Origin of the sequence: Thermococcus indicus (genome assembly GCF_006274605.1) — an archaeon.
Lineage (GTDB): Archaea > Methanobacteriota_B > Thermococci > Thermococcales > Thermococcaceae > Thermococcus > Thermococcus indicus.
The window spans coordinates 759,286-784,317 of the sequence record NZ_CP040846.1 but is presented as its reverse complement, the minus strand read 5'-3'; the positions used below and the strand labels follow the sequence as shown (position 1 = coordinate 784,317).

24 protein-coding genes and 5 tRNA genes are annotated in these 25,032 nt (G+C 56.2%); 12 read left to right on the top strand and 17 right to left on the bottom strand.

The features are described 5' to 3' along the window. Positions 1-64 precede the first annotated feature (64 nt). Complete coding sequence (locus FH039_RS04295; RefSeq protein WP_139680332.1) at positions 65-1,357, top strand: sodium-dependent transporter; 1,293 nt, start codon at positions 65-67, stop codon at positions 1,355-1,357. A 51-nt stretch (positions 1,358-1,408) separates the two neighbouring features. On the opposite strand, the gene FH039_RS04290 is transcribed toward FH039_RS04295, so the two are convergent. The 15 genes from FH039_RS04290 to FH039_RS04220 all read right to left on the bottom strand — a co-directional run bounded on the left by FH039_RS04290 (position 1,409) and on the right by FH039_RS04220 (position 13,739). Beyond that, positions 1,409-3,130, bottom strand: coding sequence for a glutamate--tRNA ligase (locus FH039_RS04290; RefSeq protein ID WP_139681637.1), 1,722 nt, complete (start codon positions 3,128-3,130; stop codon positions 1,409-1,411). Positions 3,131-3,207: 77 nt separating this feature from the next. Next, on the bottom strand, positions 3,208-4,599 hold the full coding sequence (gene dnaG, locus FH039_RS04285; RefSeq protein ID WP_139680331.1) for a DNA primase DnaG: 1,392 nt from the start codon (positions 4,597-4,599) through the stop codon (positions 3,208-3,210). Then, complete coding sequence (locus FH039_RS04280; protein WP_139680330.1) at positions 4,596-4,997, bottom strand: toprim domain-containing protein; 402 nt, start codon at positions 4,995-4,997, stop codon at positions 4,596-4,598. Before FH039_RS04280 ends, dnaG begins: the two co-directional genes overlap by 4 nt. 79 nt (positions 4,998-5,076) lie before the next feature. Next, entirely contained in the window at positions 5,077-6,351 is a 1,275-nt protein-coding gene (locus tag FH039_RS04275; protein ID WP_139680329.1) for a TIGR04013 family B12-binding domain/radical SAM domain-containing protein, read from the bottom strand. 73 nt (positions 6,352-6,424) lie between these two features. After that, complete coding sequence (hpkA, locus tag FH039_RS04270) at positions 6,425-6,628, bottom strand: archaeal histone HpkA (RefSeq protein WP_139680328.1); 204 nt, start codon at positions 6,626-6,628, stop codon at positions 6,425-6,427. A gap of 337 nt (positions 6,629-6,965) precedes the next feature. Next, entirely contained in the window at positions 6,966-7,433 is a 468-nt protein-coding gene (dcd, locus tag FH039_RS04265) for a dCTP deaminase (RefSeq protein ID WP_139680327.1), read from the bottom strand. A 673-nt stretch (positions 7,434-8,106) separates the two neighbouring features. Next, positions 8,107-8,179 (bottom strand) — tRNA-Arg (locus tag FH039_RS04260). Positions 8,180-8,303: 124 nt separating this feature from the next. Continuing rightward, positions 8,304-8,621 carry a 50S ribosomal protein P1 gene (gene rpl12p / locus FH039_RS04255; RefSeq protein ID WP_014012337.1) on the bottom strand — a complete coding sequence of 106 codons (318 nt, stop codon included), beginning with the start codon at positions 8,619-8,621 and terminating at the stop codon, positions 8,304-8,306. Positions 8,622-8,699: 78 nt separating this feature from the next. After that, positions 8,700-9,719 (bottom strand): 50S ribosomal protein L10, encoded by a 1,020-nt coding sequence (locus FH039_RS04250; protein WP_139681636.1) that lies wholly within the window; start codon positions 9,717-9,719, stop codon positions 8,700-8,702. A gap of 5 nt (positions 9,720-9,724) precedes the next feature. Next, positions 9,725-10,375, bottom strand: a complete 651-nt coding sequence (locus FH039_RS04245; RefSeq protein ID WP_139680326.1) for a 50S ribosomal protein L1 — start codon at positions 10,373-10,375, stop codon at positions 9,725-9,727. Between the two features lie 79 nt (positions 10,376-10,454). Next, complete coding sequence (locus FH039_RS04240) at positions 10,455-10,946, bottom strand: 50S ribosomal protein L11 (RefSeq protein ID WP_139680325.1); 492 nt, start codon at positions 10,944-10,946, stop codon at positions 10,455-10,457. A 26-nt stretch (positions 10,947-10,972) separates the two neighbouring features. Then, positions 10,973-11,431: a transcription elongation factor Spt5 gene (locus FH039_RS04235; protein ID WP_139680324.1), complete on the bottom strand. Its 459-nt coding sequence runs from the start codon at positions 11,429-11,431 to the stop codon at positions 10,973-10,975. Between the two features lie 23 nt (positions 11,432-11,454). Beyond that, positions 11,455-11,640 (bottom strand): protein translocase SEC61 complex subunit gamma, encoded by a 186-nt coding sequence (locus tag FH039_RS04230; protein WP_014012332.1) that lies wholly within the window; start codon positions 11,638-11,640, stop codon positions 11,455-11,457. Between the two features lie 37 nt (positions 11,641-11,677). Then, on the bottom strand, positions 11,678-12,799 hold the full coding sequence (gene ftsZ / locus FH039_RS04225) for a cell division protein FtsZ (RefSeq protein WP_139680323.1): 1,122 nt from the start codon (positions 12,797-12,799) through the stop codon (positions 11,678-11,680). 121 nt (positions 12,800-12,920) lie between these two features. Further along, positions 12,921-13,739, bottom strand: coding sequence for a D-aminoacyl-tRNA deacylase (locus FH039_RS04220; protein ID WP_139680322.1), 819 nt, complete (start codon positions 13,737-13,739; stop codon positions 12,921-12,923). 224 nt (positions 13,740-13,963) lie between these two features. Between FH039_RS04220 and FH039_RS04215 the strand changes: the two genes are divergently transcribed. From FH039_RS04215 to FH039_RS04205, 3 genes are read left to right on the top strand one after another with little or no spacing between them, the layout of a single operon-like run. Continuing rightward, the gene (locus FH039_RS04215) at positions 13,964-14,995 is read left to right on the top strand and encodes a TAXI family TRAP transporter solute-binding subunit (RefSeq protein ID WP_139680321.1); all 1,032 of its coding nucleotides are present in this window, start codon (positions 13,964-13,966) and stop codon (positions 14,993-14,995) included. Next, on the top strand, positions 14,992-15,465 hold the full coding sequence (locus FH039_RS12470) for a DUF1850 domain-containing protein (RefSeq protein ID WP_276607309.1): 474 nt from the start codon (positions 14,992-14,994) through the stop codon (positions 15,463-15,465). Before FH039_RS04215 ends, FH039_RS12470 begins: the two co-directional genes overlap by 4 nt. A gap of 1 nt (position 15,466) precedes the next feature. Beyond that, entirely contained in the window at positions 15,467-17,782 is a 2,316-nt protein-coding gene (locus FH039_RS04205; RefSeq protein WP_139680319.1) for a TRAP transporter permease, read from the top strand. A gap of 63 nt (positions 17,783-17,845) precedes the next feature. On the opposite strand, the gene FH039_RS04200 is transcribed toward FH039_RS04205, so the two are convergent. Next, complete coding sequence (locus FH039_RS04200) at positions 17,846-19,054, bottom strand: hypothetical protein (protein ID WP_139680318.1); 1,209 nt, start codon at positions 19,052-19,054, stop codon at positions 17,846-17,848. Between the two features lie 60 nt (positions 19,055-19,114). Here FH039_RS04200 and FH039_RS04195 point away from each other — a divergent pair, with 60 nt between their 5' ends. The 6 genes from FH039_RS04195 to FH039_RS04170 all read left to right on the top strand — a co-directional run bounded on the left by FH039_RS04195 (position 19,115) and on the right by FH039_RS04170 (position 23,847). Further along, complete coding sequence (locus FH039_RS04195) at positions 19,115-19,714, top strand: RNA ligase partner protein (RefSeq protein ID WP_139681635.1); 600 nt, start codon at positions 19,115-19,117, stop codon at positions 19,712-19,714. Between the two features lie 26 nt (positions 19,715-19,740). Beyond that, a tRNA-Thr gene (locus FH039_RS04190) sits at positions 19,741-19,817 on the top strand. Between the two features lie 468 nt (positions 19,818-20,285). Next, positions 20,286-20,486 (top strand): hypothetical protein, encoded by a 201-nt coding sequence (locus tag FH039_RS04185; protein WP_240703276.1) that lies wholly within the window; start codon positions 20,286-20,288, stop codon positions 20,484-20,486. 119 nt (positions 20,487-20,605) lie between these two features. Then, positions 20,606-21,946, top strand: coding sequence for an aminomethyl-transferring glycine dehydrogenase subunit GcvPA (gene gcvPA, locus FH039_RS04180; protein WP_139680317.1), 1,341 nt, complete (start codon positions 20,606-20,608; stop codon positions 21,944-21,946). Then, positions 21,947-23,455: an aminomethyl-transferring glycine dehydrogenase subunit GcvPB gene (gcvPB, locus tag FH039_RS04175; RefSeq protein WP_139680316.1), complete on the top strand. Its 1,509-nt coding sequence runs from the start codon at positions 21,947-21,949 to the stop codon at positions 23,453-23,455. Positions 23,456-23,553: 98 nt separating this feature from the next. Beyond that, positions 23,554-23,847, top strand: a complete 294-nt coding sequence (locus FH039_RS04170; RefSeq protein ID WP_139680315.1) for a hypothetical protein — start codon at positions 23,554-23,556, stop codon at positions 23,845-23,847. Between the two features lie 375 nt (positions 23,848-24,222). Here the strand turns inward: FH039_RS04170 and FH039_RS04165 are convergent. Further along, positions 24,223-24,299, bottom strand: a tRNA-Thr gene (locus tag FH039_RS04165). Positions 24,300-24,439: 140 nt separating this feature from the next. Between FH039_RS04165 and FH039_RS04160 the strand changes: the two genes are divergently transcribed. Continuing rightward, a tRNA-Asn gene (locus FH039_RS04160) sits at positions 24,440-24,515 on the top strand. Positions 24,516-24,521: 6 nt separating this feature from the next. Continuing rightward, positions 24,522-24,599 (top strand) — tRNA-Ile (locus FH039_RS04155). Positions 24,600-25,032: the final 433 nt, after the last annotated feature.

Genomic DNA, 25,032 nt, shown 5'->3' with positions numbered 1-25,032 from the left:
GGGGACATATTTTTAACCGGAAGCGTTCATTGTAAAAGCCGAACAACCCATGGGGGTGAAATCAATGGATGAGGTGAAGAAGTGGACCCTGTACCTTACGTTCCTGGTTGCGGGATTCGCCACTGGAATCGGCAGCATAGGTCTGTTCCCCCAGTTCTGGCTCCAGTACGGCATTACCGGAATGGCCGTGTACGTTGTCTTCCTGGCTGTGCTGACGTACGTGGCAATACTCGAGGCAGAGACGGTCATGAAGTCCGGCTACTACTTCGTTGAGCTTTACAACAAGGTATCCAGGCGGCCGGCGATGATTCTGTCCATATTCGCCGTCGTTGCGATGTTTCTCTCCTACTACACGGCCAATACAATGCTGACGGTGCTCTCGCCTGTTCTCGGCACGGAAACCGTTGCAAGGCTGATAGCAAAGATACTGATGTTCGCCATAATCTTCCTGATACTCACAAGGGCCAAGGAGAAGACGTTCACCATCATGGCCCTTGGTTCGATAATCTTCGTCGTCGCGGTGGCCGTGACCGCCGTTGCCTTCAAGACCCAGATACCGGAGAACGCCGCGTTCCTGGGAATGGCCAAGCATATGATGGTCGCAAAGCACGGAATAAGCCTGGCCATGATAAAGGCTGCCGCCGAAAGGGCCATCTACGGTGTCGGCCTGGGAATGGCCTTCTACCTCATGCTCGGCAGCTTCATAAACGAGCGCTTTAACGCCAAGGTCATCATTGGAACGGGTATATTCATCCAGCTCCTCATAGGCGTTCTCTCCACGGTAACCGTGGTTTACGCCATCGCCCCGACCACCCCGGACAGGCTCCTCCAGTACGTTTACGGCGGCGAAGAGGGCGCCATCCAGATGATGGGAGACCTCTCCACGATACTTGCGGACTACCCGACACTGCTGGCGCTTATCGGTCTCTCAGCGTTCTTCGCCGGTGTGACCAGCCTGCTCCCAACCGCGGAGGTTGGCCTTCAGATCATCGAGTCGATGATGGGCATCGGAAGAAACAGGGCCGCGACTTACCTCATAGGGGTCTCCCTCCTGATAGGCATCTTTGACTCCCCACCCTCGATAGCCGATATGATCCTCAAGGCGGTTGTCGTTGCCACGTTCTTTACTGCGATATACGAGCTCTACCCGGTGGTTTCGTCCGAAAGGAGGCTCTCAATGCCGGCAATGGCTGTGGTTGCAGTGGGCGCTCTCGTGTTCGTGGTTGGGGGTCTCTACGCCTTCTTAGGAGTGTTCAGAGCCGGCGGGCTCTACGTAGTCTCGGGTGTCCTGGCGGCCATCCTGCTGCTCTTCGGACTCTTTGGAGACAGGCTGGTCGCCCAGAAAACGGCCGCATGATGTCTCTTTTTATTTTCTCTCCGAAAATGGATAAGAAAAGGTGGCAGCGCGTTACCTGTGGGCGAATATCGCCACGACCTTCTCGGGTGTTACCTCATCTATTCTGACAAATCCGAAGCGTTCGAACTGGACGACATCGTCTACCTTCAGCTCGGCATCGCTCTCCAGGAGGCCCTTCCTCACAACAAGTTCGTCCCCCGCGGGGACAAGGACCTCGCAGGGCTTCCCCTCTGTGACCCAGTGCACCATCCTCCAGCGGTTCTCCCTCGCTATCTCGTACTCAACACTATGGAACCTGGCTTTAATGCCCTCCTCGCTCACCTCAAGGATTTCGACGTTGAAGAGGTCCTTCAGGCGGACGAAGTTGCCCGGCTTGAACAGATTCATGTCGTCCTTTGAGACGTATACCGGCTTCCCTGGCACGAACTTAAGCCTCCTGACACCGCGCTCCGGGTGGTCCGGGTGGAGCGGAATCTCGGCAATGAATTCCTCGTCATAGCCCTCTATCCACATCGGAATCGGGTCAGCGACGAAGAAGTAGCGGTTTGCTATCGGCTCGATTATCCTCCTGTTTATCGCCGCGAGGTTGTCCCAGCTGACGGTGGTGTCGCTTCTCTTCAAACCAACTTCAATGATGAGTTCTCTAATAGCTTCCGGCCTTATGCCGCGCCTCCTGAGGGCCCTTATGGTGCCGAGCCTCGGGTCGTCCCAGCCGAGGTACTTGCCCTCCTCTATTCCTTTCCTGGTTTTGGACTTGCTGAGGATGACCCCCTCGATGCTGAGCCTTCCGTGGTGAACCGTCTGCGGGTATTCCCAGCCGAAGTAGTCGTAGAGGTACCTCTGCCTCGTCTCGTTCTCCGCGTGCTCCTGTCCGCGGAAGATGTGGGTGACGCCGAGCTCGTGGTCGTCTATCGCGGAGGCGAAGTTGTAGAGCGGCCAGACGCGGTACCTGTCGCCGACGCGCGGGTGGTCGGCATCATCGATTATCCTTAGAGCCGGCCAGTCGCGGACGGCGGGGTTGGGGTGCTTGAGGTCGGTCTTTATCCTGACGACGGCTTCGCCTTCCTTATACTCGCCGTTCAGCATCTTCCTCCAGCGCTCGAGCTGAACCTCCGGCGGCTCCTCTCTGTGCGGGCAGGCGATGCCCTTGTCGCGAAGCTCGCGGAACTTCTCCGGCGGGCAGGTGCAGACGTAGGCCTTTCCGCCCTTTATGAGCTCCTCCGCGTACCTGTAGTATATCTCCAGCCTGTCGCTGGCAATGTGGACTTCATCGACCTTGAAGCCAAGCCACTCGAGGTCCTCCCTGATCCACTCGTAGAACTTGGGCTCGGGCCTCTTGACCTTCGGGTCGGTGTCGTCGAAGCGGAGTATGAACCTGCCGCCGTAGAGCCTCGCGTACTCGTGGCTCAAGATAGCGGCCCTCGCGTTTCCGAGGTGGAACGCGCCGTCCGGGTTGGGGGCGAAGCGCGTAACTACCTTCCCCTTCTCGGCCTTCGGCAGGGGCGGGAGGCCTTTCTTCTCTTCCTTCTTCTCCTTCTTTGCCTCAAAGAACTCGGGATAAATCTCCCTGAGCTTGGCCCCCTGCTCCTCGATGCCCATGCCGTTGACCTTTTCCACGATTTCATTTACCAGGGGAATCACTTCCTTGGCCTTCGGTCTCAGCTCGGGGTTCTCGCCGAGAACCTTTCCTATAACCGCCTTAACGTTCGCCTTTCCCTTGTGGGTGTAAGCGTTGATGAGCGCGTACTTCAGTATGAGCTCCTCCACGTTCATTCTCCTCACCGGTGGGAGAAGGGAGGGAGCAGTTATAAAGTTAGTCCTCAGAAATTGGGAGAAAAGGGGTGCGGAGCTCACTCCGCGAAGGTGACTATCTTGAGGTTTATCGGGCGCCTGACGACGTTGTACTTCCTCGCGCCGACGAGGTACTTGACGCCGCTCTCGCTCACCGTGTCGATGAGCCTCTGGGTGATGACACCGTTGAAGACCACCGCGTAGACGTCCTTGCGCTCCTTGAGCCGCCCGGTCATCTCCCTGACGGGTATCTCCGCGAGGATGTTTTTGTCCTTGTCGAGGAGGAGCGCCATCGACTCCTTGGAGGCCTTGACCTTCTCTATGAACTCGCCGAACTCATCGAGCTCGCTTGGCTTCGGCTGCTGGATGGGTTTTATTATCCTCTCCTCCCTCTTGGGCTCGGGCCTCTCGGGCTTTTCCGGCTTCCTCTGCACCTGGCTGGGGGCGTGGGCAACGGGTTTCCGCTCCTCTTTTCTCTCTTCCCTGGCCTTTGCCTTCTCCTTTTCCTTGATGACGTCGTAGAAGTTCCTGCCCTTGTAGAATATCTCCGTTATGACCTGCTCCGCCGGGACCTTGCTCCTGAGGGACTTGACTATCTCCTTCTTGGTGAGCTCTTCAACTTCCTTGCCCTCCGGCGCGCGGGCGACGTAGTCCACATCGGCAACCTGGAGGAGCTCCTTGAGGATAAGCTCGCCGCCGCGGTCGCCGTCTGTGAAGGCGGTTACAATTCTCTCCTTGCTGAGCTTGATTATCGTCTCCGGAACGGAGGTGCCCTCCACTGCTATGGCGTTCTTTATGCCGTGCTTGAGCAGGTTGAGGACGTCGGCCCTTCCTTCGACGACGATAATTGAGTCAGAGAACGGAACGTGCGGTCCAGCCGGGAGCTTCTCTGGGCCATACTCGATGAGCTCCTTGGCGCGGACGGCCTTCTTGACCTCCTCGGTCAGCTCCTGGGTCTCCGGAATCTCCTGTTCCATGAGCCCCTCGAGTATCTCCTTGGCCCTCTCTATGATATACTTCCTCTTGGTGGCACGAACGTCCTCGATGCGGAGGACCTTTATGTTGGCCTCCGCCGGGCCAACGCGGTCGATGGTCTCGAGGGCGGCCGCCAGAATCGCGGTCTCAACCCTGTCGAGGCTTGAAGGGACGGTTATCGTCCCGTAGGTTTTTCCGGCCTTGGTGTGAACTTCAACCCTTATCCTTCCAATCCTTCCGGTCTTCTGAAGCTCCCTGAGATCAAGATCGTCACCGAGAAGACCCTCAGTCTGTCCAAAAATAGCACCAACAACGTCCGGCCTTTCAACAATTCCGCTTGCTTCAAACTCCGCGTATATTACATACTTGGTCGTTCCGAATTCGTCCTTGGCTGACATACCATCACCCTCTTTCCGTTTTTCAAACTTCTGCTTTTCAGCCAAAATGTGGTGAAGCACTGTCTTCTTCCTCTTCATCGAATCCCCTCCGCCAGGGGGTCAGAAACGGAGACGACCTTGAGGTAAAGGCCGTAGAGATCCTCGATACCTTTAATGTCCTTCTTTGCGATTCTTCTGAGCTCCCTGCGCGTCTCTGCATCGACCCTGCAGGGATAGCCCTCCAGGTAACGGAGGAGCTTCCTTGCGAGTTCTTCGCCCTTCCTGTCGAAGTCGGTGAGTATCATGACCTCTTCATACGATGAGGCGATGAGCGCAACTTCCGTTAAAGGCAGGCGGGAGAGCCTTATTATCTCCGCCCTGACCCCCAGATTCCTCAGAGCCACCTCGTCTCGCATGCCCTCCACTATGAGGGCACCCTCAAACTCTCGCAGTTTGTCTATAAGCTCCAGGAATCTTTTATAGTTTTCGGCGTACATTTCGCCGTCGGTTGGATAACGAAAGAATGGGGTTATAAGCTTATTGGGTGGCTCTTTGACACGTTTATGTCCATAGTAATCAGCAGACGTTCCTGACGGGCACCGTGTGACTCATGGGCTCCTCGTAGAACTCTTCCAAGAGCCTCTGAAGCTTCCTCGACAGTTCAATCTGGTTGCCCCACGAGCCCTCTATCTTGCCCTTCGCGGCCATCCTGCCGAGGAACTTCTTCATCTCCTCGCTCAGCGGAGAGGGCTTACATTTCGCCCAGGGCGTTCCGGGAAGCGGCATGAAGTAGTGGGCCCTGACCTTTCCGCCTTTACTCATAATCCACTTCATCAGCTCGATGCTCTTGCGCTGGCTCTCCTCGCTCTCGTTCGGCAGCCCCACGATGAAGTCAACGACCGGTTCAAAGCCGTACTCAAGCATGTATTCCACCGCCCGCTGGACGTGCTCGACCCTGTGAATCCTGTGCATGGCCCTGAGCATGGCATCGTCACCGCTCTGGGCACCTATCGCCAGCCTCCTGTTGTCGGCGTAGTCGATGAGGAGCTCCAGCGTCTCCGGGATGACGAACTCCGGGCGAACCTCGCTTGGAAATGTTCCGTAGTAGAGTCTCCTACCCTCTTTCCGGAGAGGCTGCAAAGCTTTGAGAAGGGCCTCAAGCTTGTTGAGCTTCAGTATTGCCCCCGGTGAGCCGTAGGCGAAGGCGTTTGGCGTTATGTAGCGCATGTCCCTCATCCTGCGGGAGTACTTTACTATCTGGTCTATCGGTCTGTGCCTCATCCGAAGCCCCTTGATGTACGGCGTCTGGCAGTAGTAGCAGCCGAAGGGGCAGCCCCTCGTTATCTCGATGGGGGATATCAAGCGAACGCTCTCGGGATACGGCGGGAAGCGCCAGAAGTCCTCAACCTTCGCAAAGCCCGTGAAAACGAACTCGCCGTTGAGGTAGAACGCCAGCCCCCTGATATTAAGGAGCTCCTTTGTGATCCGGTACCTGCTCTTTTTCAGCACGGTGAGGAGCCGGTGGAGAACCTCCTCCCCTTCGCCTATAACCGCGATGTCAAAACCGAGCTGGCTCAGGGTGTGCTTCGGCATGGCTATCGCGTGGTAGCCGCCAGCAACGAGAAGCGTTCCACGTTCCTTCAAAAGTCGGACTTCTCTCGGGAGTCCTCCCCAGATTTCCTCGGTGAAGAATGAATACAGGACCACCTTTGGCCTGGCATTGAGTATCTCTTGGAAATCCTTGGTTATCAGGAGCTCCCCGAGGTCAAACCCCTGGCTCTCCAAGGCTCCGAGGAGGTGGACGAATGCGTTGTGATTGCGCTTTGTCATTCTTACCGCTATCTCTGGCATGTTTGAAGCCTGGAGAATTGACTTAAAACGCTAACGATCTGGAAATGGGAAGTAAAAGAAGCCAGAAAGGCCTTCAGGCCTTGATGGCAAGCTTGATGTCCTCGGCCTTGACGGTCTTCCTGCCGGCGTGCCTGGCGAAGTCGGTGGACTTCCTGGCAAGCTCGATGGCGTACTCCTCGAGGTACTCGGCGAGAACCTTGGCAGCGTCCTCGCTGACCCTCTCAGCGCCGGCCTTCCTTATAAGCCTGTCAATCGGGGCAATCGGAAGCTCGGCCATTCGCAACACCTCCTTAACGGGTTCTTCGGTATTCTTTAAGGAATTGGAGATATATAAACCTTTCGGTAAACGGAGGCATTTCCGACGGTTTAACGCCGGATGCACCCTTAGATAAATTTAACTTGGCCAGCTGGGTGTTTATCGACACCTGCTTTCCTTCCGGTTCTGCCGTCAGGACACTACGGCCCATTGGAGGGCCCACCCAGGTGGGGCCTTTTAGCGGCCGTGGGCACGATTGAAAAAAAGCACTGGTCGATACTGCTAACGGCACCGGAAAACTATTCAAACGTGGGCGGTGGGAGGGAGAAAAAGGGGGAAAACCCTCGTCTGGGGGAAATCACTTCTTTCTCTTTGAGAGCGCCAGGTGCTGGCTTCCCTGATAGTTCCCACGGTAGGGACTTTTTGCAGGCCCCTCCAGCCTTATGAAGGCTATCTGCACGAAGCGCTCTCCGTAGGCGAGCTCAACCGCTTCATCCGAGGCGTTATAGATTCCGAGGGTAAGGTTGCCGTCCCAGCCCGGGTCAACCCACGCGAAGGAGCCGAGTAAACCCTCCCTGGCGAGGCTGCTCCTGAGCTTCATGTCACCCATGACGTCGTCCGGGAGCCCAATCCTCTCAAGGGTCAGGATGAGTGCATACGTCTTGGGAGGAATTGTGACTTTTCCGGCCTCTTCGACGTCTATCAGTTTTCCATTTATGTACGCCTCCCTCCCAACGCGCAGGTCGTAACCTGCCGGCTGGAGGGACTTCTCGTTGAAGGGCTCGATTAGAATTTCCTTCCTGATTTTCCAGTCCGGGAGCATCATTAGTGACCACCGCAGGGAATTTAAGGTGGTGGTATAAAAACAATCCGGCCGATGCGCTTACGCTCCCTTCGGGCTGAGCAGTTGGCCCGGCACGAGGGTGCGAAAGGCCACCACTCCTGAGGCCGGGAAACTTTGCTAAACAACGTTTCATCAAAGTTTGTGATTCCCGTTCAAAGGCGCACATTAAAAGGGTTTGTAATACCAAACCGCCATTCTAAGCCGGAATTCCAAGCTCCACAAGCCTCAAAACCAGAGGTCAAACTATCAAAACGCCCCCAAAGGAGCAAGTTGAGCAAAACCCCCCTCAAAACTTGCAGCTTACAGAAAAAGCACTTAACCTTCCGCCAGCTTTCGCAAGCAAGAACTGAAAGGGGGGGCGTGGGGGCGGAGCCCCCGGCAAGCTTTGCTCGTGCAAAGCGTGACCAGAAAGGTTTAACCGTTCAAAAGGGTAGTCAAAAGTTGGCATGCTTCATCAAGAGTTGTGTTTGAAAGGGGTTTGCACTCACGGTGGGAGACTTAATGAGTGTTTGCTTTAAGAGGGCGCCCAAAGGGCGCTCAAGCATGGAAAACACGCTTTAAATTGCCAGTTTAGAAGTCAAACCCCTCCAAAGAGCCAAGAGCAAAAAGCATGCCAAACTTTGATGAAACTTTTGCTTGGCAAAAGTTTCTATGACGGGCCCGGCGGGATTCGAACCCGCGACTACCGGCTCCGAAGGCCGGCGCCATATCCCCTAGGCCACGGGCCCCCGTGGTAAGTAACGGGGCCCAAAAATAAAGTTTGCGGTGGTCAGAGAACACTCCCTTTGGTTGAGAACTTCAAAGAAAAGTTGTTGGGTGTCCGCCCGGGGGCGGACAAAAGGGAAAAGGAATTCAGCCGAAGAGGGCACCGAGACCGGCGAGGGCCTCCTCCTCGCTGGCCTCCTCTTCCTCTTCCTCCTCTTCCTCAGCGGCGGCCTCAGCCGGAGCCTCGGCAGCCGGAGCAGCGGCAACGGCAACCGGGGCGGCAACCGGCATGGCGGCCTTCTCGATGACCTCGTCGATGTTGACGCCCTCAAGGGCGGCAACGAGGGCCTTTATCCTAGCCTCGTCCGGGCTGACACCAGCGGCCTCAAGGATGGCCTTGAGGTTCTCCTCGGTTATCTCCTTACCAGCGGCGTGGAGCAGCAGAGCGGCATACACGTACTCCATTTTTCGCACCTCCAATCATCTTCATTTTTTCATTCATTTCACACGGATTTGTTCAGGGATACGAGGGAAATGGAAAGTTCAGCCGAAGAGCGCGCCCAGTCCCGCGAGCGCGTCCTCCTCGGAGGCTTCCTCTTCTTCCTCTTCTTCCTCCTCAGCCTCCTCGACCTTCTCCTCCTGAGGCTGAGCGGCAACGGCTATTTGTGCCTGTTGGTTTAAAAGCTCTTTGGTCTTCTCGTCGAGCAGGTCCTCAGGCAGCTCCTGGGCTATGAGCAGGACTGCACGCAGAGCCCTGCCAAAGATGTCCTCGACGGTCTCCGGTGTGACGTAGCCAGCCTCCACAGCGACGTTCTTCGCGCCGAGGAAGGCCTTCTGGATGATTGCCTCGATGGTCTGGCTGGTCGGGTAGGCGGTGTTGACCGACAGGTTGAACGCGTGCATGTAGGCCTGCTGGAGCAGGTTGATGTACTCGCTCTCGTCGATGGCCAGGACGTCCGGGGTGTAGACGATTCCGTCCTCGTAGGCCGCGAGCAGGTTGAGACCGACCTCGAGCGGCTCGATTCCGAGCGCGTTAAGGATTCTCGCGAGCTGGTCGGTGATGACCTCACCGGCCTTGAGGACGGTGTAGTCCTTCTGGATGCTGACCTTACCCTTCTCGATCCTCGCCGGAATGCCGATGCTCTGCATCTCACCAACGAGCGGACCCGGCGAGATCGATGTCGGACCGGCGGGTATGACGACGTCCCTGGGAACCACCGCTCCCGGCTTGGCCGGGGCCGGGGTCTTGCTCTCCTCAAGGAGCTTGTAGAGCTTGAACGGGTTCATCTCGGTGGCGAGGATTCCGGCTCCGCCCTGGATGTGGTCGATGAGCTTCTCGAGGTCCGGGTTGTTGAGCTCCTGGGCGGCCCTCTTTATGGCGAGCTCTATGAGGGTGTTCCTGCTGACCCTGAGAAGGGCTTTGCCCCTGAGCTTCTCACGCATCTTGCTGAGCGGGTAAGCCGGGACGTTGGCGACGTCAACGAGCGCTATCACTGGGTGGCTCTTGATGATCTCCGCGAGCTCTTCAACTTCCTTCTTCTTCCACTCGGCAACGTGGGCCATCTCCCTCACCTCTCCACCTTAACTGCCGGTCCCATGGTGGTCTTGACGTACACTGACTTCACTTGGTTCTCGCCGCGCTCCAGCTTGTTGATGATGGCGTTGAGAACGGCCTCTGCGTTCTCTGCCAGCTTCTCGTCGTCCATGTCCTCGGTTCCTATCCTGGCGTGCACAACGGGGTTGTTCTTGAGCTGAAGCCTGACGGTTCTCTTGAGCCTGGCAACTATCGGTTCAAGGTTGGTCATGGTCGGCGGAACTACCTGCGGCATCTTGTTCCTCGGACCGAGGTACCTACCGAGGTACCTACCGATCTTCGGCATCAGCGGGGCCGCCGCTAGGAAGAAGTCGTAGTTCTTCGCCAGCTTCCTGGCTTCCCTTGGGCTCTTGGCAAGTTCCTCAAGCTGCTCTCCACTAATCACATCAAGCCCGAGCTTTTTAGCCGCCTCGGCAACGGCACCATCAGCGATGACCGCGATTTTGGGCTCCTTCCCACGACCGTGGGGCAGCACAACCTCAAGCTTAAACCTGTTCTCCGGCTTGCGGAGGTCTATATCCTTGAGGTTGACTGCCATTTCGACGGTCTGTGTGAAGTTGCGCGGCTTAGCCCGGGCCTTCGCCTCCTTCACCGCTTCCACGAATTTCTGCCTGTCAAAGGCCATTTACAGCCCTCCTTTCGGTTTTGATTTAAGCCCGAAAAAGTCAAAGATGCGTAAAAAGAGGGATTTTTAAACTTTTCCCTCACTCCTCGGCGTTGGCGAAAATCTCGTCGTAAACGCCTTCGTCAATCTCCCTCTGAACTTCCCTGGGATCCTTGCCCTCAACGGTGACGCCCATGCTGAGGGCGGTACCGATGACCTCCTTCGCCGCGGCCTTGAGGTCGGCCGCGAGCATCTGGTCAACCTTGGCCTTTGCTATCCTGATGACCTGCTCCATGGTCAGGTTCCCGACCGGGCTGTTACCGGGCTCGCTGGAGCCCTTCGGGGCGCCGATCTCCTTCTTGATGAGCTGGCTGACCGGCGGGACACCGACCTCGATCTCAAAGGTCTTCTTCTTCGGGTCGGTGACGATGATCTTGACGGGAACCTGCATCCCCTCAAAGTCCTTGGTGGCCTTGTTTATCTCGTCAACGACCTGCTTGACGTTGAGTCCGAGCGGACCGATGGCGGGACCGAGCGGGGGTCCGGGTGAAGCCTTTCCTCCCTCAACGAGCACCTCAACAACCTGTGCCATTTTTCTCACCTCTGTCTGTTGACCGTTCACTCCTTCTGGCGTTTGCTTATAAGTCTAACGTATTCGCCCCTCACCGTGACCGGAATCGGGACGATCGAGCCTATGAGTTCGACGACTATCTCGTCCTTGGCCTCGTCAACCCTGACGACCTTTGCCTTCTCGCCCTTGAACGGGCCTGAGATGAGTTCAACGATGTCGCCGGGCTCGAAGCCGCTCACAGCGGGCTTCTCCTCGAGGAAGTGCTCTATCTCCTCGAACCTGACCTCCCCGGGAAGGGTGCCCTTGGCGTGACGTATGCCCTTTATGGCCTCATCCACGGCGCTTTTGCTCGGCGCCTCGATGAAGATGTAGCCCTTAACCTTCGACGGCGCCAGTATGGCGTAAACTGGAAGGTTGTACGTCTTAATCTTGCTGTATATCAGCTTGGAGGTGGTCTCTTCCTGTCCCACCGTGACACGCACTGTGAATATCTTGCCGTCGCTCATCCTTCTCACCCACTGCCGCTGGTTCAGGCTCCGGTGATGAGGTAGCCTATCAGGCGGAGTATAAGGCCAATGGTACCTATCAGGAGCATTCCAATGCCGGTTATCTTCGCTGCCATCTTAAATTCCTTCATTCCCGGCTTTTTTGTGACCATCAAAACCCTCCGCGACTCCGCGAAGAAGCTTTTAAGCTTTTCCGTGGTCGTTGCCACTCCCGTCACCTCGCTAAATTTTGAAAATGAAAGGTCGTCAAAGCTCCTCAAGATCGAGCTTAATAACTTTTCTCTCCTGCTCCTCACCGTAGTAGCCCGGCTCCTCCTCAGCCACCGCGTAGGGTGAGCTGACGCCGGTGACCACGATGAGGATGCGGATCATCTTCTCCAGCTCCTCGTCGAGCTGGATACCCCAGATGACCTGCGCCTCCGGATCGAGCTTGCTCGTGACGAGCTCGATGATCTGCTGGGCCTCCTCGAGCTTGACGTCGCTTCCGCTGATGCTTATGAGAGCGCCCTTGGCACCGCTTATGTCAACATCGAGGAGCGGGCTGTTGAGTGCCTGCTGGGCGGCCTCCAGGGCGCGCTTCTCGCTGTCGCTCTCGCCGATACCGATCATGGCGACGCCACCGTCCTTCATGACGGCGCGGACGTCGTTGAAGTCGAGGTTGACGAGGCCGGGCTTGGTGATGAGCTCGGTTATGCCCTTGACTGCCTGGACGAGTATCTCGTCGGCGACCTTGAAGGCCATGTGGATCGGCAGGTTCGGGGCAACCTCCATGAGCTTGTCGTTCGGGATGACTATGACGGTGTCGCTGTTCTTCCTGAGCCTCTCCAGGCCGTACTCAGCGTTCTTTATCCTCCTGATGCCCTCAACCGTGAACGGGAGGGTGACGACGGAGACAGTTAGGGCCCCCATCTTCTTGGCGATCTCGGCAACGACCGGAGCAGCACCTGTGCCGGTACCGCCACCGAGACCGCAGGTGATGAAGACCATGTCCGCCCCTTCAAGGGCCTCCCTTATCTCGCGCTCACTCTCCTTTGCAGCCTCCTCACCCATCTTGGGGTTGTTCCCGGCCCCGAGGCCGCGGGTGAGTTCCTTACCGATGAGTATCTTCCTGTGAGCGCGAACCTTGAGGAGGTCCTGGGCGTCCGTGTTGATGGCGACAACCTTCGCACCCTCAATACCAACCTGCATCATCCTGTTAATGGTGTTACAGCCGGCACCGCCGACACCAACGACATTAATCTTAGCCTGAATCTGCTCAAGGATTCTCCTGAGCTCCTCATCGATGTCAGTCTGGGGGGTTTGGGCCTCCGGCACCTTGTTAAGGCCGGCGGAGGTTCTCTCGATGGCATCTTCAATCAGCTTCAGCATCTTTTCACCCTCCGGGCAATTTAACATCTGTTCCACTTTGTACGCAGGGAGTATATAAATTTAGCTAAGGACGGGTGTTGATTTTTAAATCCCGCTCAACATCTTTAAAGATTTCGCCCCTTCAGTCCCTTATGAACTCCAAGCCCAGTTCCTCGGCCAGTCTCTTCGCCAGCTGCCTGGTTTCTCCCCTGCTGCCCTTCCAGTCAACGTAAATGGCATCGACTCCTCCCTGTGTCCTCTCAATGGCCCTGATGAGAAGCTCCTCTTTAACCGGATGTGCGTACTTCGGGGCTATGTGGCTGAAAGCTATGTCGGTCTCAAGTGCCCTCTTGGTCTGCTTGGGTGCGTAGTGCCCGCCACCTATGCCTATGGCGACCGGGAACTTAGCGGTCTTGTAATTTTCGAGCACGTGGATTATCGTCTCGGCTATTATCTCCCCCGCCCTGTCGTTGACCCACTCATCCTCACTCGAGCCTATCTCAATAAACAGGCTCGGCACGTCGAGCTCGCTGGGGCCGTGATGCGTTGCCTCGTAGCAGACGGTCCATCCGAGGTCGTTGAGCTCGTCCATTTTCATGAGGGCAAGCTTCATGGCCGCGGGCTGTGCGACGGCGAGGCTCTCGTCTTTCCCCCCGTACATCGCGTTCCCCCAGTTACCGGTGACGTGGGTGGTAAGCGCGGGAAGCTTCTGCTTGCTGGAGTGGCGCGAGGCGAATACTATGATCTCGGGGGTGAGCCCCAGCTGCTCGTTTATGGCCCCATCGAGGCCGTCGTAGTATATCATCTCATCGTTCGTCGTGAGGATAAGGGTGTCGTCCTTTGAATAGACGGGATTCCCATCGAACTCCCCCTCAGCTTCCCTGAACCCGAAGTTCTCAATGAGCTTTCTCATTATGTTCATGGAAGCCAGGTCGATCTTGGTTGTCATTATAACTTTCATTTTACAACCCCCACGGGAGATTCCCGTCCTGATTAAAAGGCTTTGCCCGGGTTCGAAATTCTACCTTTGTATAGTCTATTTCGAGGTTCTTACGTTTCACGTTGGCATCCGATGAAAGATTTACGAAAATGTAACGCAAACTATATAACATACAATGTACTTCAATATCCTAATGTGGTCGTTAGGCCATAAATGAACATTATAGTTTGGAGGTGTGCAGGACTATGAGAAAGTCTGTCTCAATCGGATTGGTTGCGGTTTTGCTTTTTGCGGTCGTTATGGCCGGCTGTATGAGCCCCGGAGGGGAGACCAGCTCCACCACCGGCCCGACCGAGAGCTACTCGGTGGAGATATACACCGGTGGAACCAGCGGCGTCTATTACCCGCTCGGCTCCGCCTACGCCAACATACTGAACCAGTACAGCAAGGATGAGGCGGGTATTAAGATTGAAGCCAGGGCCGTCACCAGCGGTGCCAGCGTTGCCAACGCCCAGGCCATCGGTGAGGGAAGGGCCCAGGCCGCGATAATGCAGAACGATGTCGCCTACTACGCCTTCCACGGCACCACCCTTGAGGCGTTTCAGGGCAAGCCGGTTACCAAGATCCGCGGCATAGCTGCCCTCTACCCCGAGACCATACAGTTCGTCGTTAAAGCCGACAGCAACATAAAGACCCTCGAGGACCTCAAGGGCAAGAAGGTGGCCGTTGGTGCCGCCGGAAGCGGTACCGCCGTGGCCGCCCAGCAGATACTTGAAGCCGCTGGAGTCTGGAACGACGTTGACAAGGTCTACCTCAAGTTCAGCGAGGCCGCCCAGCAGCTCAAGCTCGGCCAGATCGACGCCGCGGTTATAGTTTCGGGCGCCCCCACTCCGGCAATTGACCAGATAGCGGTTCAGACCCCCGTCAGGGTTCTCCCGATAGGCGAGGACATCCTCAAGAAGCTCAAGGATCAGGGGTACATATTCTACGTCACCCAGACCCTCCCGAAGGACACCTACAAGGGCATGACCGAGGACACCCAGACGCTCGCCGTTAAGGCCATCCTCGTCGTCAGCGCCGACGTTCCGGATGATGTCGTTTACGCCATGACCAGGCTCCTCTTCCTCCACGTTGACGAGCTCAGGCAGGTTCACGCCAAGGCCCAGTACATCAGCTTCGACACGGCACTCGACGGTATGAGCATCCCGCTTCACCCGGGAGCCGTCAAGTACTACGAGGAGAAGGGCAAGACCGTTCCTGATGAGTTAAAGCCGTGAGGAGGGTCTCTTTGAGCCGAAAAGCCCTTTCTTTTTTTGCAATCATTCTCGCATTTCTCCTGCTATTTCTTCCGGTTAAAGCTGTTGAGATAACTGTTGATGACGAGTCTCATTTCTATCCCCCTGGTTCCACCATTGAGATATCCTACATCCACAGCGTTGAGCGGAGCCAGGTGGTGGAGGTGCTCGTTGCCAACGACAGCGGTTTCTACGCCGTTGAGATGAAGTGGAAGGACTTCGGGGCGGGCCTTCCCGAGGACATCCAGAACCTGACGGACGGGTTTTACATCAAGAAGACCCACGATTACCTCGGGAAGGAATTCCGCTACTGGTTCATCCCGATAAACCACGCGAACATCACCGTGAACGGCTCCCCCGTCATTGTGGACTCCGACGGTGGGAGGCAGGTCGTTGTGGATTTCCGCATCAAGCGCGTTCCGCTCATAATGAAACTCATTGGGAGGTGGTAAAGTGGCAGAAGAACCCAGTATAGATGTTGTTGAGATGGAGGAGGTCGTGATAGAACGGACGAGAACCCTGCCCCCGAGGCTGGAACTCGTGGTTAAGGTGGCGGCGGTGCTCATCGGCCTGTACGAGATTCTGTTCATCTTCAACTTCAACTACACGCTCTACGACCTCTTCCAGCGCCTCGGCCTGGAGCTTGAATTCCTGAGGATAACCTTCCAGCCCAAGCAGGGCGAGGCCTTCGTCATGGCCATGCTCATGGTGATAACCTTCCTCCTCTACCCGATACGCAAGAGGGAGAAGTACTTCCGGAAGGTTTTCTCCTACGACTACGTCATGGGAGCCGTCGGAGTGGTTTCAATGCTCTACCTGTTTGCGGTCTATGAGCGCTACATACTGACGTCGTCCCTGAACCAGACCGACGTGATATTCGGACTGCTGGCCATAATAATGGTCATCGAGGCAACGAGGCGCGTCCTTGGCTGGGTCCTGCCCATGATAGTAGTCCTTTTCCTGCTCTACGGAATCTACGCCATCAACTACGACTGGACCCGCTTCGTCCAGCAGCTCTACTTCGACGAGGGAATCTTCGGAATCCCGTTCTTCGTCATGACGATATACGTGTTTGCCTTCATATTCTTCGGTGCCTTCCTTCTGAGGATAGGCGTCAGCGACTACATCACCGAGTTCATGATAAGTCTCTTTGGAAAGAGGCCCGGCGGCCCGGCTAAGTCAGCCGTCATCTCAAGCGCCCTAATGGGAACGGTCAGCGGTTCGAGCGTTGCAAACGTCCTCACAACGGGAACCTTCACGATTCCCCTGATGAAGAAGGCAGGCTATCCCCCTGAGATAGCTGGAGCCGTCGAGCCGGTCGCATCAACCGGCGGCCAGCTGATGCCGCCTATCATGGGCGCCGCCGCCTTCATCATGGCCGAGTTCCTCAACCTACCCTATAACAAAATCATCATCGCAGCCGTTCTCCCGGCTCTGGTCTACTATGGAGGAGTTTACCTCTTCATAGACCTCGAGACCAAGAGGCTGGGCCTTAAGGGCATGGCCGCCGAGGCGTTCAAGACGATGGCCTACTTCCTGCGCAAGCTCTACATCCTCCTGCCGATAGTCGTCATCACAGTTGCCCTCGTGTGGGGAATAGCGCCCCAGATAGCGGCTATCTCCTCACTTGGAGTTGCCATCTGGGTTGCGTGGATATCGAGGGACGAGATATATGGAAACGAGAAGCTCTACGTCGCAGTTGCACTGCTAGGGACACTCCTGATGTTCCTGAGCAAGGACGTTGGAAAGCAGACCTCCATGGTTCTCCTGGCCATGTTCCTCCTGCTGGCCGCACTGGGGGTCATGAAGAAGGGGGTCGCCTTCAACGAGAAGTTCTACATAACCTCCCTCTTCCTGCTGTTCATAGCCCTGACCAAGTACATTGGAATGGGCAAGGAGCAGATAGTCCTCATGACCGGCGTCTTTGGAATAGTGTTCTCAATCCTCGTCGGCTACCGCTCGGCACTCGACAGCGGCAAGATGATGTACCGCGCCACCTACGAGGCCATGATAGACGCCGGTAAAACCAGCGTCAGCGTCATGCTTGCGGCAGCTTCTGCCGGCCTGATACAGGGCGTCCTCACGATGACCGGTGAGCTGACGAACATCGGCTACCGCCTCATAAGCCTTACCCACGGAAACCTCTGGCTGCTCCTCCTGCTCACGATGGTCTTCAGCCTCATACTCGGAATGGGAGTGCCAACGACGGCCAACTATATCATCACCTCTCTCGTCGCCGCCCCGGCGATCTACATGCTGGTCAGGAACATAGAACCCTACAACCAGCCGGTTCCCGGCTACACCGTGCTGATTGCCATGCTCGCGGCCCACTTCTTCGTGTTCTACTTCGGAATCCTCGCCGACGTCACCCCGCCGGTGGCACTGGCCAGCTACGCGGGCTCTGCAATAGCAGGCGGGGACTTCTGGAAGACAGCAATGAACGCCGTGAAGTACGCGCTCGCTGGGTACATAGGGCCGTATATATACTTCACCCACCCGGAGATGTTCCTCATAACGGTCTCGGAGTGGACCCCGGCGATGATCATCCGGGTGCTCTACTACCTCCTGGCGACCCTCTTCGTCATGTACCTGCTGGCGATAGCGCTGACCGGCTTTTACAGCACGAAGCTCAAGTCTTGGATGCGCGGGGTAATCGGCGTCCTCGGCCTGGCCGGTGTGACCCTGAACCCCATCGTCATAGGGGCAGGGGTCGTCGCGTGGCTCGGCCTGAAGTTCTACGGGGCGAGGTTCGAGAAGAGCGCATCCTAGCCTCTCGTTTTTACTTTTCCCTTTGCTGCCCTGTTCTGAAAAAGTTTGGAAATTGAAAAAAGCTCAGTAGAGCATAACCTCGAAGCCCAGCTCGCTGAGCAGGTCCGCCAGCTCCTCACTGTCCACGTAGACCAGCAGATGATGGTTTCCGAGGGTGCCGTCTATGAAGTCCATCGCGTCCTCTATGCGGAGTTTCATCTGGGTTCTACACCTGGAATTGCTGTGCTCCTGGCCGACCACCTCGACGCCGGCAACGACGGCCTTTCTTCCGCGTATCTTCAGGAGGCTGGCCTTTCCCCTGGGCAGCTGGACGTCGACGCCGACGCCCATGCCGCTCTCAAAGTGCGACCTGATGATGTACTTTCCGATGAGCGGTGCGGTGCAGTGGGCGAGGATTATGTGGCTTTCCCCGTAGTCGGCAATGTTGCCCATGAATGCCGGCTTGTCGAAGAAGCGCCTCGCTATCATCATGCCCATGAGCGCGTTCAGCTCGCCCTCGCAGGCGGCCGGAATTCCCTCCGCGTTGAACATCGCCAGGGCCAGGCAGGGCGTCGCCTTAAGCTTGCCTATCAGGTCGAAGCAGCCGATGGTAAAGCCATCGAGCCTGTAGTCCTCCAGGATTCTCTTTATTGCGATGTATATCCTTCCGGCCTTCACCAGGTCCTCCCTGCCGGGCTCCTTTATCTCGATGGCCTTTCCGACGATTTCCTCCACCACCTTCCAGCCTTCCGCGTCGGTTGTGGCATCGTAGTACTCGTAGAACTTCTTGAGGCTGATGCTGGTGTAGGGAAGCTCGAACTTCTCGTTGATGAGCCAGGGTGAGACCCTGCCGATTATGCCGATGCGCATCTTGAGGAACTTATCCAGAACCTCCTTCATGTCCTCGTATCCCAGAAGCGCCGCCTTCAGCTCGTTGAAGTCCTTCACCAGGGTGGACGGCACGAGCCTGTCCCTGAAGTACTCCCTGAGCTCGATTCCAGCGGCGAGGGAGTTGTTGAACGGGTCGCCGTAGATGACTATCGGCCGCCTGTAAACGAAAAACTCCTTCAGCGGGCCTTCTGTGCCGCCGGTGAGGGGGTAGAGAACTATGGCATCAACCTCGTTGAAGTTGACCTCCTCCTTGGCATCCCTGAAATCCTTCCGTGTCGAGATGAAGAACCCTCCAACAACCTCAAACTCCTTTGCGAGGCCCGTTATGAACTCCGAGGCTTTCTTCTCAAAGGCCTTCGGGTTCGCAAGCTCGCTGACTCCAAAAACGACTCCGACCTTCATGCTTTCACCTAACCGTTTTAAACTTCCGCACTTAAATAAGCTTGTGGTGGTAACGTGGCAATGCGGTTTGTCCTGGACACGAGCATCTTCGTCAACCCCGAGATACGGGGAAAGTTCGGCGATAGTCCAACCGAGGCTATGAGAACTTTTCTGGGCTATGCCGAGAGGCTCTTCGGTAAAATAGAGTTCTACATGCCCCCGGGCATCTACAGGGAGGTTATGCATTTCGTCGATGAGGAGGAGCTCCTTCCCGAGGTCGAGCTGTACATAATCAAAAAGCCCCCGAACGTTCACGACATCAAAATCCCTGCCTTCGTCGTCTACGAGCTGATAGACGATATCCGGCGCAGGATCGACAAGGGACTCCGCGTCGCCGAGAGGGCGGTACGGGAGGGGGTCATCGAGACCGACAACGTGGATAGGATAATCCAGAAACTCCGCAGAAACTACCGCAAAGCCCTCCGTGAGGGCATCGTTGACAGTAAGGAGGACTTTGAGCTGATTCTTCTCGCAAAGGAGCTCGACGCAACTATAGTTTCCGCGGACGTCGGCATACTCACCTGGGCGCAGAAGATGGGCATTAAATGGATAGATGCGGCCAACTTCAGGGAGGTCCTTGAGGGATTGGTGGACAAACTGGGGGAGGGGAAAAATTTATAAAGCCTCGACTGCATCGTATCATCGACGCCCCGGTGGCTCAGCCTGGTGGAGCGGCCGCTTGGTAAGCGGCAGGCCGCGGGTTCAAACCCCGCCCGGGGCTCCATTCTACAAGCTTCATCTTCGCGACGTTGAAGCGGAGCTTCAACGCACGGGACGATAGTCCCGTTGAATTTGACAAGGTTCGTGGCTCTTGTGTGAATTCCAATTGTCGGATTTTCCAAGCATGATCTACGTCTGGTTTTGACAGGAAGAACCTGCCCGAGTGGCTATTCCCTGGTGAGGTTACTATTTCTCGACGCCCTTTGGGCGTCTTGTTTGAAGTTAACCCTTTCGAGGCCAGCATTCCTTGATCCTTCACACCCCAATGTCAGACTCCAATTGAAAACCCAGATATTCAGGCAAATTTCCAAAGAGCCACGAACGTTGATGAAATTTTGTCCCACAAAGTTTCAGCGCTGGCGGAAAATGGCGTGCAATTCTAACGGCGCTTATTTTTCAATCTAATTGCCACTCTCACAAGGCCAGAAGAAGATGTGAGACCCGATTAACGGATTGTTCCATCCACACATACGTGAGCAAGGACTGCTGGGCGATACAGAACATCGAGCTCCACGCCAACTTCAACGTGAACGCCCCGAGCGGCTTCAAGACCCTCGACGGCAGGGAGTACAGCCTCGTCCAGTGGGCGGTCTACGAGACCATGCAGTACGATATAAGGGCCGTCGCGGGCCTGATGGAGAAGTTCTTCGAGGACGTCGGCGTTACCGGCTGAAACCTCTGCCCATTTATTTTTTCTTCCAGCGATACACGGTTCTATCTCCGGTGGCACAAAGCATATATTCTCAGCCCCCAACTTTCAACGAGCATCTTAAAGCTCAGAAGGTGATAGGCATGGGAAGGCACTACCTCCCGAACCTGGCGCACAGGGATGAAATGCTGAAAGAAATCGGGTTCACGTCGCTCGAGGACCTCTTCTCCGACGTCCCGAAGGGCATGGTCCAGAAGTTCAACCTGCCCAAGGGAAAGAGCGAGTATGAGGTCTTCAGGGAGCTTAACGAAGTCCTGGGTCAGAACAGGACCGCCCTTGAGATGCCCAGCTTCCTCGGGGCCGGGACGTACTTCCACTACGTTCCCGCGCACGTGAAGTACCTCATCGAAAGGAGCGAGTTCCTAACCGCTTACACCCCCTATCAGCCGGAGGTAAGCCAGGGGATGCTCCAGGCCCTCTTCGAGTACCAGAGCATGATAGCCGAGCTCGTGGGTCTCCCCATAGTCAATTCATCGATGTACGACTGGGGCACGGCGATGGCAGAGGCCGCGCTGATGAGCGCCCGCGTTACCAGAAGGAAGAAGTTCGTCATCCCCAAAGCCCTAAGCCCCGAGAAGAAGGCCGTTCTCAGAACCTATACCGCGGGCCCGGGTATGGAGATAACCGAGGTGCCCTGGGACGAGAGGGGACAGGTTGATATGGAGAAGCTCAAGGAAGCCGCCGACGGTGCAGCCGGTGTTTACGTTGAGGTACCCAACTTCTTCGGGCTGATTGAGGAGAACCTCAGGGAAATCGGCGAAATAGCTCACGAGGCAGGGGCGCTCTTCGTAGTCGGCGCCGACCCAACGATCCTCGGCGTAGTGGAGGCGCCGGGAGAGCTCGGGGCGGATATCGTCGTCGGTGAGGCCGCTTACTTTGGAAACCCGATGAACTTCGGAGGTCCGAGGGCGGGAATCTTTGCAGTCAGGAATGACAAAAAGCTCATCCGCCAGATGCCCGGAAGGATCATCGGAATGAGCAGAGACGCGGACGGAAGGAGGGCCTTTGTGATGACGCTCCAGACCAGGGAGCAGCACATAAGGCGCGCCAAGGCGACCTCAAACATATGCTCAAACGAGGCCCTGGTGGCGGTTGCCGCCGCGATACACCTCGCAACCCTCGGCCCCAGAGGTCTCAGCGAGCTCGGAGAGGTCATCCTCAAGAACACCGCCTACCTCAAGAAAAGGCTCTCGGAGGTGGCGGAGGTTCCGTTCGATGGCGTGAACTTCAAGGACGTACTCGTCCGCTTTGAGAGACCCTACAGCGAGGTACACGAGATGCTCTTGGCAAGGAACATCCACGGCGGCCATTACATTGGAGAGCACTTCCCCGAGCTGGGTGAGGGAGCCCTCTTCGCCGCGACCGAGACGACGAGAAAGGAATGGGTCGATGCCCTCATAGAGGCCCTCAAGGAGGTGGCCTGAATGTTCCGTCAGGCTAAATGGAGCGAACCGCTCATCTTTGAGCTCTCAAGGCCGGGAAGGGTTGGCTACACGATGCCGGCCCCTATGGAGGACGTGGCGATTGAAATTCCCGATAAGATCAAAAGAAAAAGCCCGCTGAACCTTCCGGAGCTGAGCGAGCCGGAGGTTGTGAAGCACTACACCCGCCTGAGCGAGATGAACTACGGCGTCGACTCCGGCATCTATCCGCTCGGCTCGTGCACCATGAAGTACAATCCAAAGATAAACGAGGAGATAGCCGGCCACCCGGGAGTTGCCTACATCCATCCGTACCAGGACGAGAGAACCGTCCAGGGAGCGCTAAGGGTCATGTGGGAGCTTGAGCAGTGGCTCAAGGAGATAACGGGAATGGACCGCTTCACCCTTCAGCCGGCGGCCGGGGCGAACGGCGAGTTCACGGGCGTTTCGATAATCAGGGCCTACCACCTCGACAACGGTGAACCGCAGAGGGACGAGATGCTGGTGGCCGATTCGGCCCACGGAACCAATCCCGCCTCCGCAGCGATGGCCGGCTTTAAGGTCATCGAAATCCCCTCGACCGAAGAGGGAACGATGGACCTGGAGGCCCTTGAGAACGCCGTCGGTGAAAGGACCGCCGGTTTAATGCTCACCAACCCCAACACCCTCGGCATCTTCGAGGACGAGATACTCGAGATAGCGAAGATAGTCCACAAGGCCGGTGGCCTGCTCTACTACGACGGAGCCAACCTCAACGCCGTCCTCGGAAAGATAAGGCCCGGCGATATGGGCTTCGACGTTGTCCACCTCAACCTCCACAAGACGTTCTCAACCCCGCACGGCGGCGGCGGTCCTGGAAGCGGGCCGGTCGGCGTTAAGGACTTCCTCAAGGACTACCTGCCGGTTCCGCTCGTGGGCTACGATGGGGAGAACGATCGCTACTACCTCGACTACGACGTGCCGAAGAGCATAGGCAAGGTGAAGGAGCTCTACGGCAACTTCGCGGTGATGGTTAGGGCCCTGACCTACCTCAAGATAATGGGCAGGGAAGGCCTCAGGGAGGTCAGCGAGATAGCGGTTCTCAACGCCAACTACCTCACCCAGAAGCTGAAGGGAACGAGGGGCTACGAGCTGCCCCACAAGGAGCTCAGGAAGCACGAGGTGGTGTTCAGCACCGAGCCCATGAAGAAGGAGACTGGAGTTAAGGCCCTGGACGTTGCCAAGAGGCTCCTCGACTTCGGAATGCACGCACCGACGATATACTTCCCGCTGATAGTCCACGAGGCGTTGATGATCGAGCCGACCGAGACGGTGAGCAGGGAGGAGCTCGACGCCTACGTCGAGGCCCTTAAGAGGATAAGCGAAGAAGCTTACAGCAACCCAGAGCTCGTCAAGGGCGCACCGCACAGCACAGCGGTGAGGAGGGTCGATGACGTTCTGGCGGCAAAGAAGCCCGTCTTAAGCTGGAGAATGTACCTCGGGCTGAGGGAGAAGGGCGAGATTGATTACTGAGGTGCCTTTTCTATTTCCTTATCCCGATGTTGTCCAGAAAGATTTTTTAAAGGAAGGGCACAAATATGTAATAGAAAATTTACACATGGGTAATTCATGTGACAGTTGGGGTTGAACGTGTTGAGAACACCGGATATGAGGTTGGGTTTGATGAGTACGTTGTCCCAGTGAGGGGATTCCTCCTCCAGAGGGGCAAGCTGGCGGGAATATACGTGAAGGGCGGAATAATCCCAGTAACCGAGGAGCTCCCCAAAGAGGTTCACCAGGCCGTTGCACAGGGCCGTGTCAAGAAGGAGATAACGGTGAGGGAGATACGCCACGGTGAAGAGGACGTAATAGAGGTTCTTATGGAAGCTGACTACCAGAGCTGGACCATCTTCACGACGAGCTGAGGTTCATGCCTCTCGCCTCCAACACAATACACAGCGGTTTTAAGCGAGCAACTTATCCGGCGAATTTTGGTCAAAAAGCGTTTCCAAAAGCTTCACCAAAAGTTCGTAGCTCTTCTCCAGGTTGCACTTTGGAAAGGTGGTTTCTCAACTCAAGGCCGACGTTTCAGGTGAGAACCATTTTGGGGTTCCTGTTGAAGGGGTTTAACTCTAAAAAGACGCCCGAAGGGTGTCAAAAGAAGCAAACCCCTTGTACGGGCAGTAGTTTAGAGTTGTTCTCCGTGTTAAACGCTCCGATAATGAGAAACCACTTGAAAATTGACACTTCCAGAAGGGGCTACGAACCTTGATCAAACTTTTCGTCAGGAAAGTTTGTTGTGGAGCCCCGGGCGGGATTTGAACCCGCGACCGGCGGATTACAAGTCCGCCGCCCCGCCAGGCTAGGCTACCGGGGCACGGTTTAAGACTCCCCCGGGAAAATATAAAGTTTTCGCAGCCGGTTCTCGCGCCATGTTCCACAAGAAAGGACTGACATCCCTCATCGGGGGCACCGTAAGATTTATAAATCCACTCCATATTCCCTACATTGGGTCGTGCCGCCGTAGCTTAGTCGGTAGAGCGCCGGACTGTTAATCCGGCGGTCCCCGGTTCGAGTCCGGGCGGCGGCGCCATCTCATGGGCCCGTAGCTCAGCCTGGTCAGAGCGCGCGGCTCATAACCGCGTGGTCGGGGGTTCAAAGCCCCCCGGGCCCACCAACACAAACTTCGCCTTCGCGAAGTTTGATCAAGGTTGGTGATTCTTCTTCCAAATGCTATTCTGAGATGTGTTTGCACTCTAAAAAAGCTCTTTCAAGCGGGGAATTCACTTTTAAAGCCTACAAGGAGGGTTTACTTACAAAAAGCGCTCCTTCGGAACGCGAGAAAAGTGTAAACCCAAAAACAAATGTGCCTCCCAACAAGGAATTCCAAACTCCAAAAGACATTTTAGAAGCAAACACTTGCAAAAGAGCACTCCAAAAAGAATCACAAACTTTGATGAAACTTTTCGCCAGAAAAGTCTCCTGGTGAGGCTTTTCCAAAAGCTTGCTTCGCAAACAAAACACCGATTTTTCAAGCGGGTTCATAAGGTATGGCTGTAAAAACATTCTGATCCATAATACTGGGCCTTCCAGGGTCGTATTGGACATTT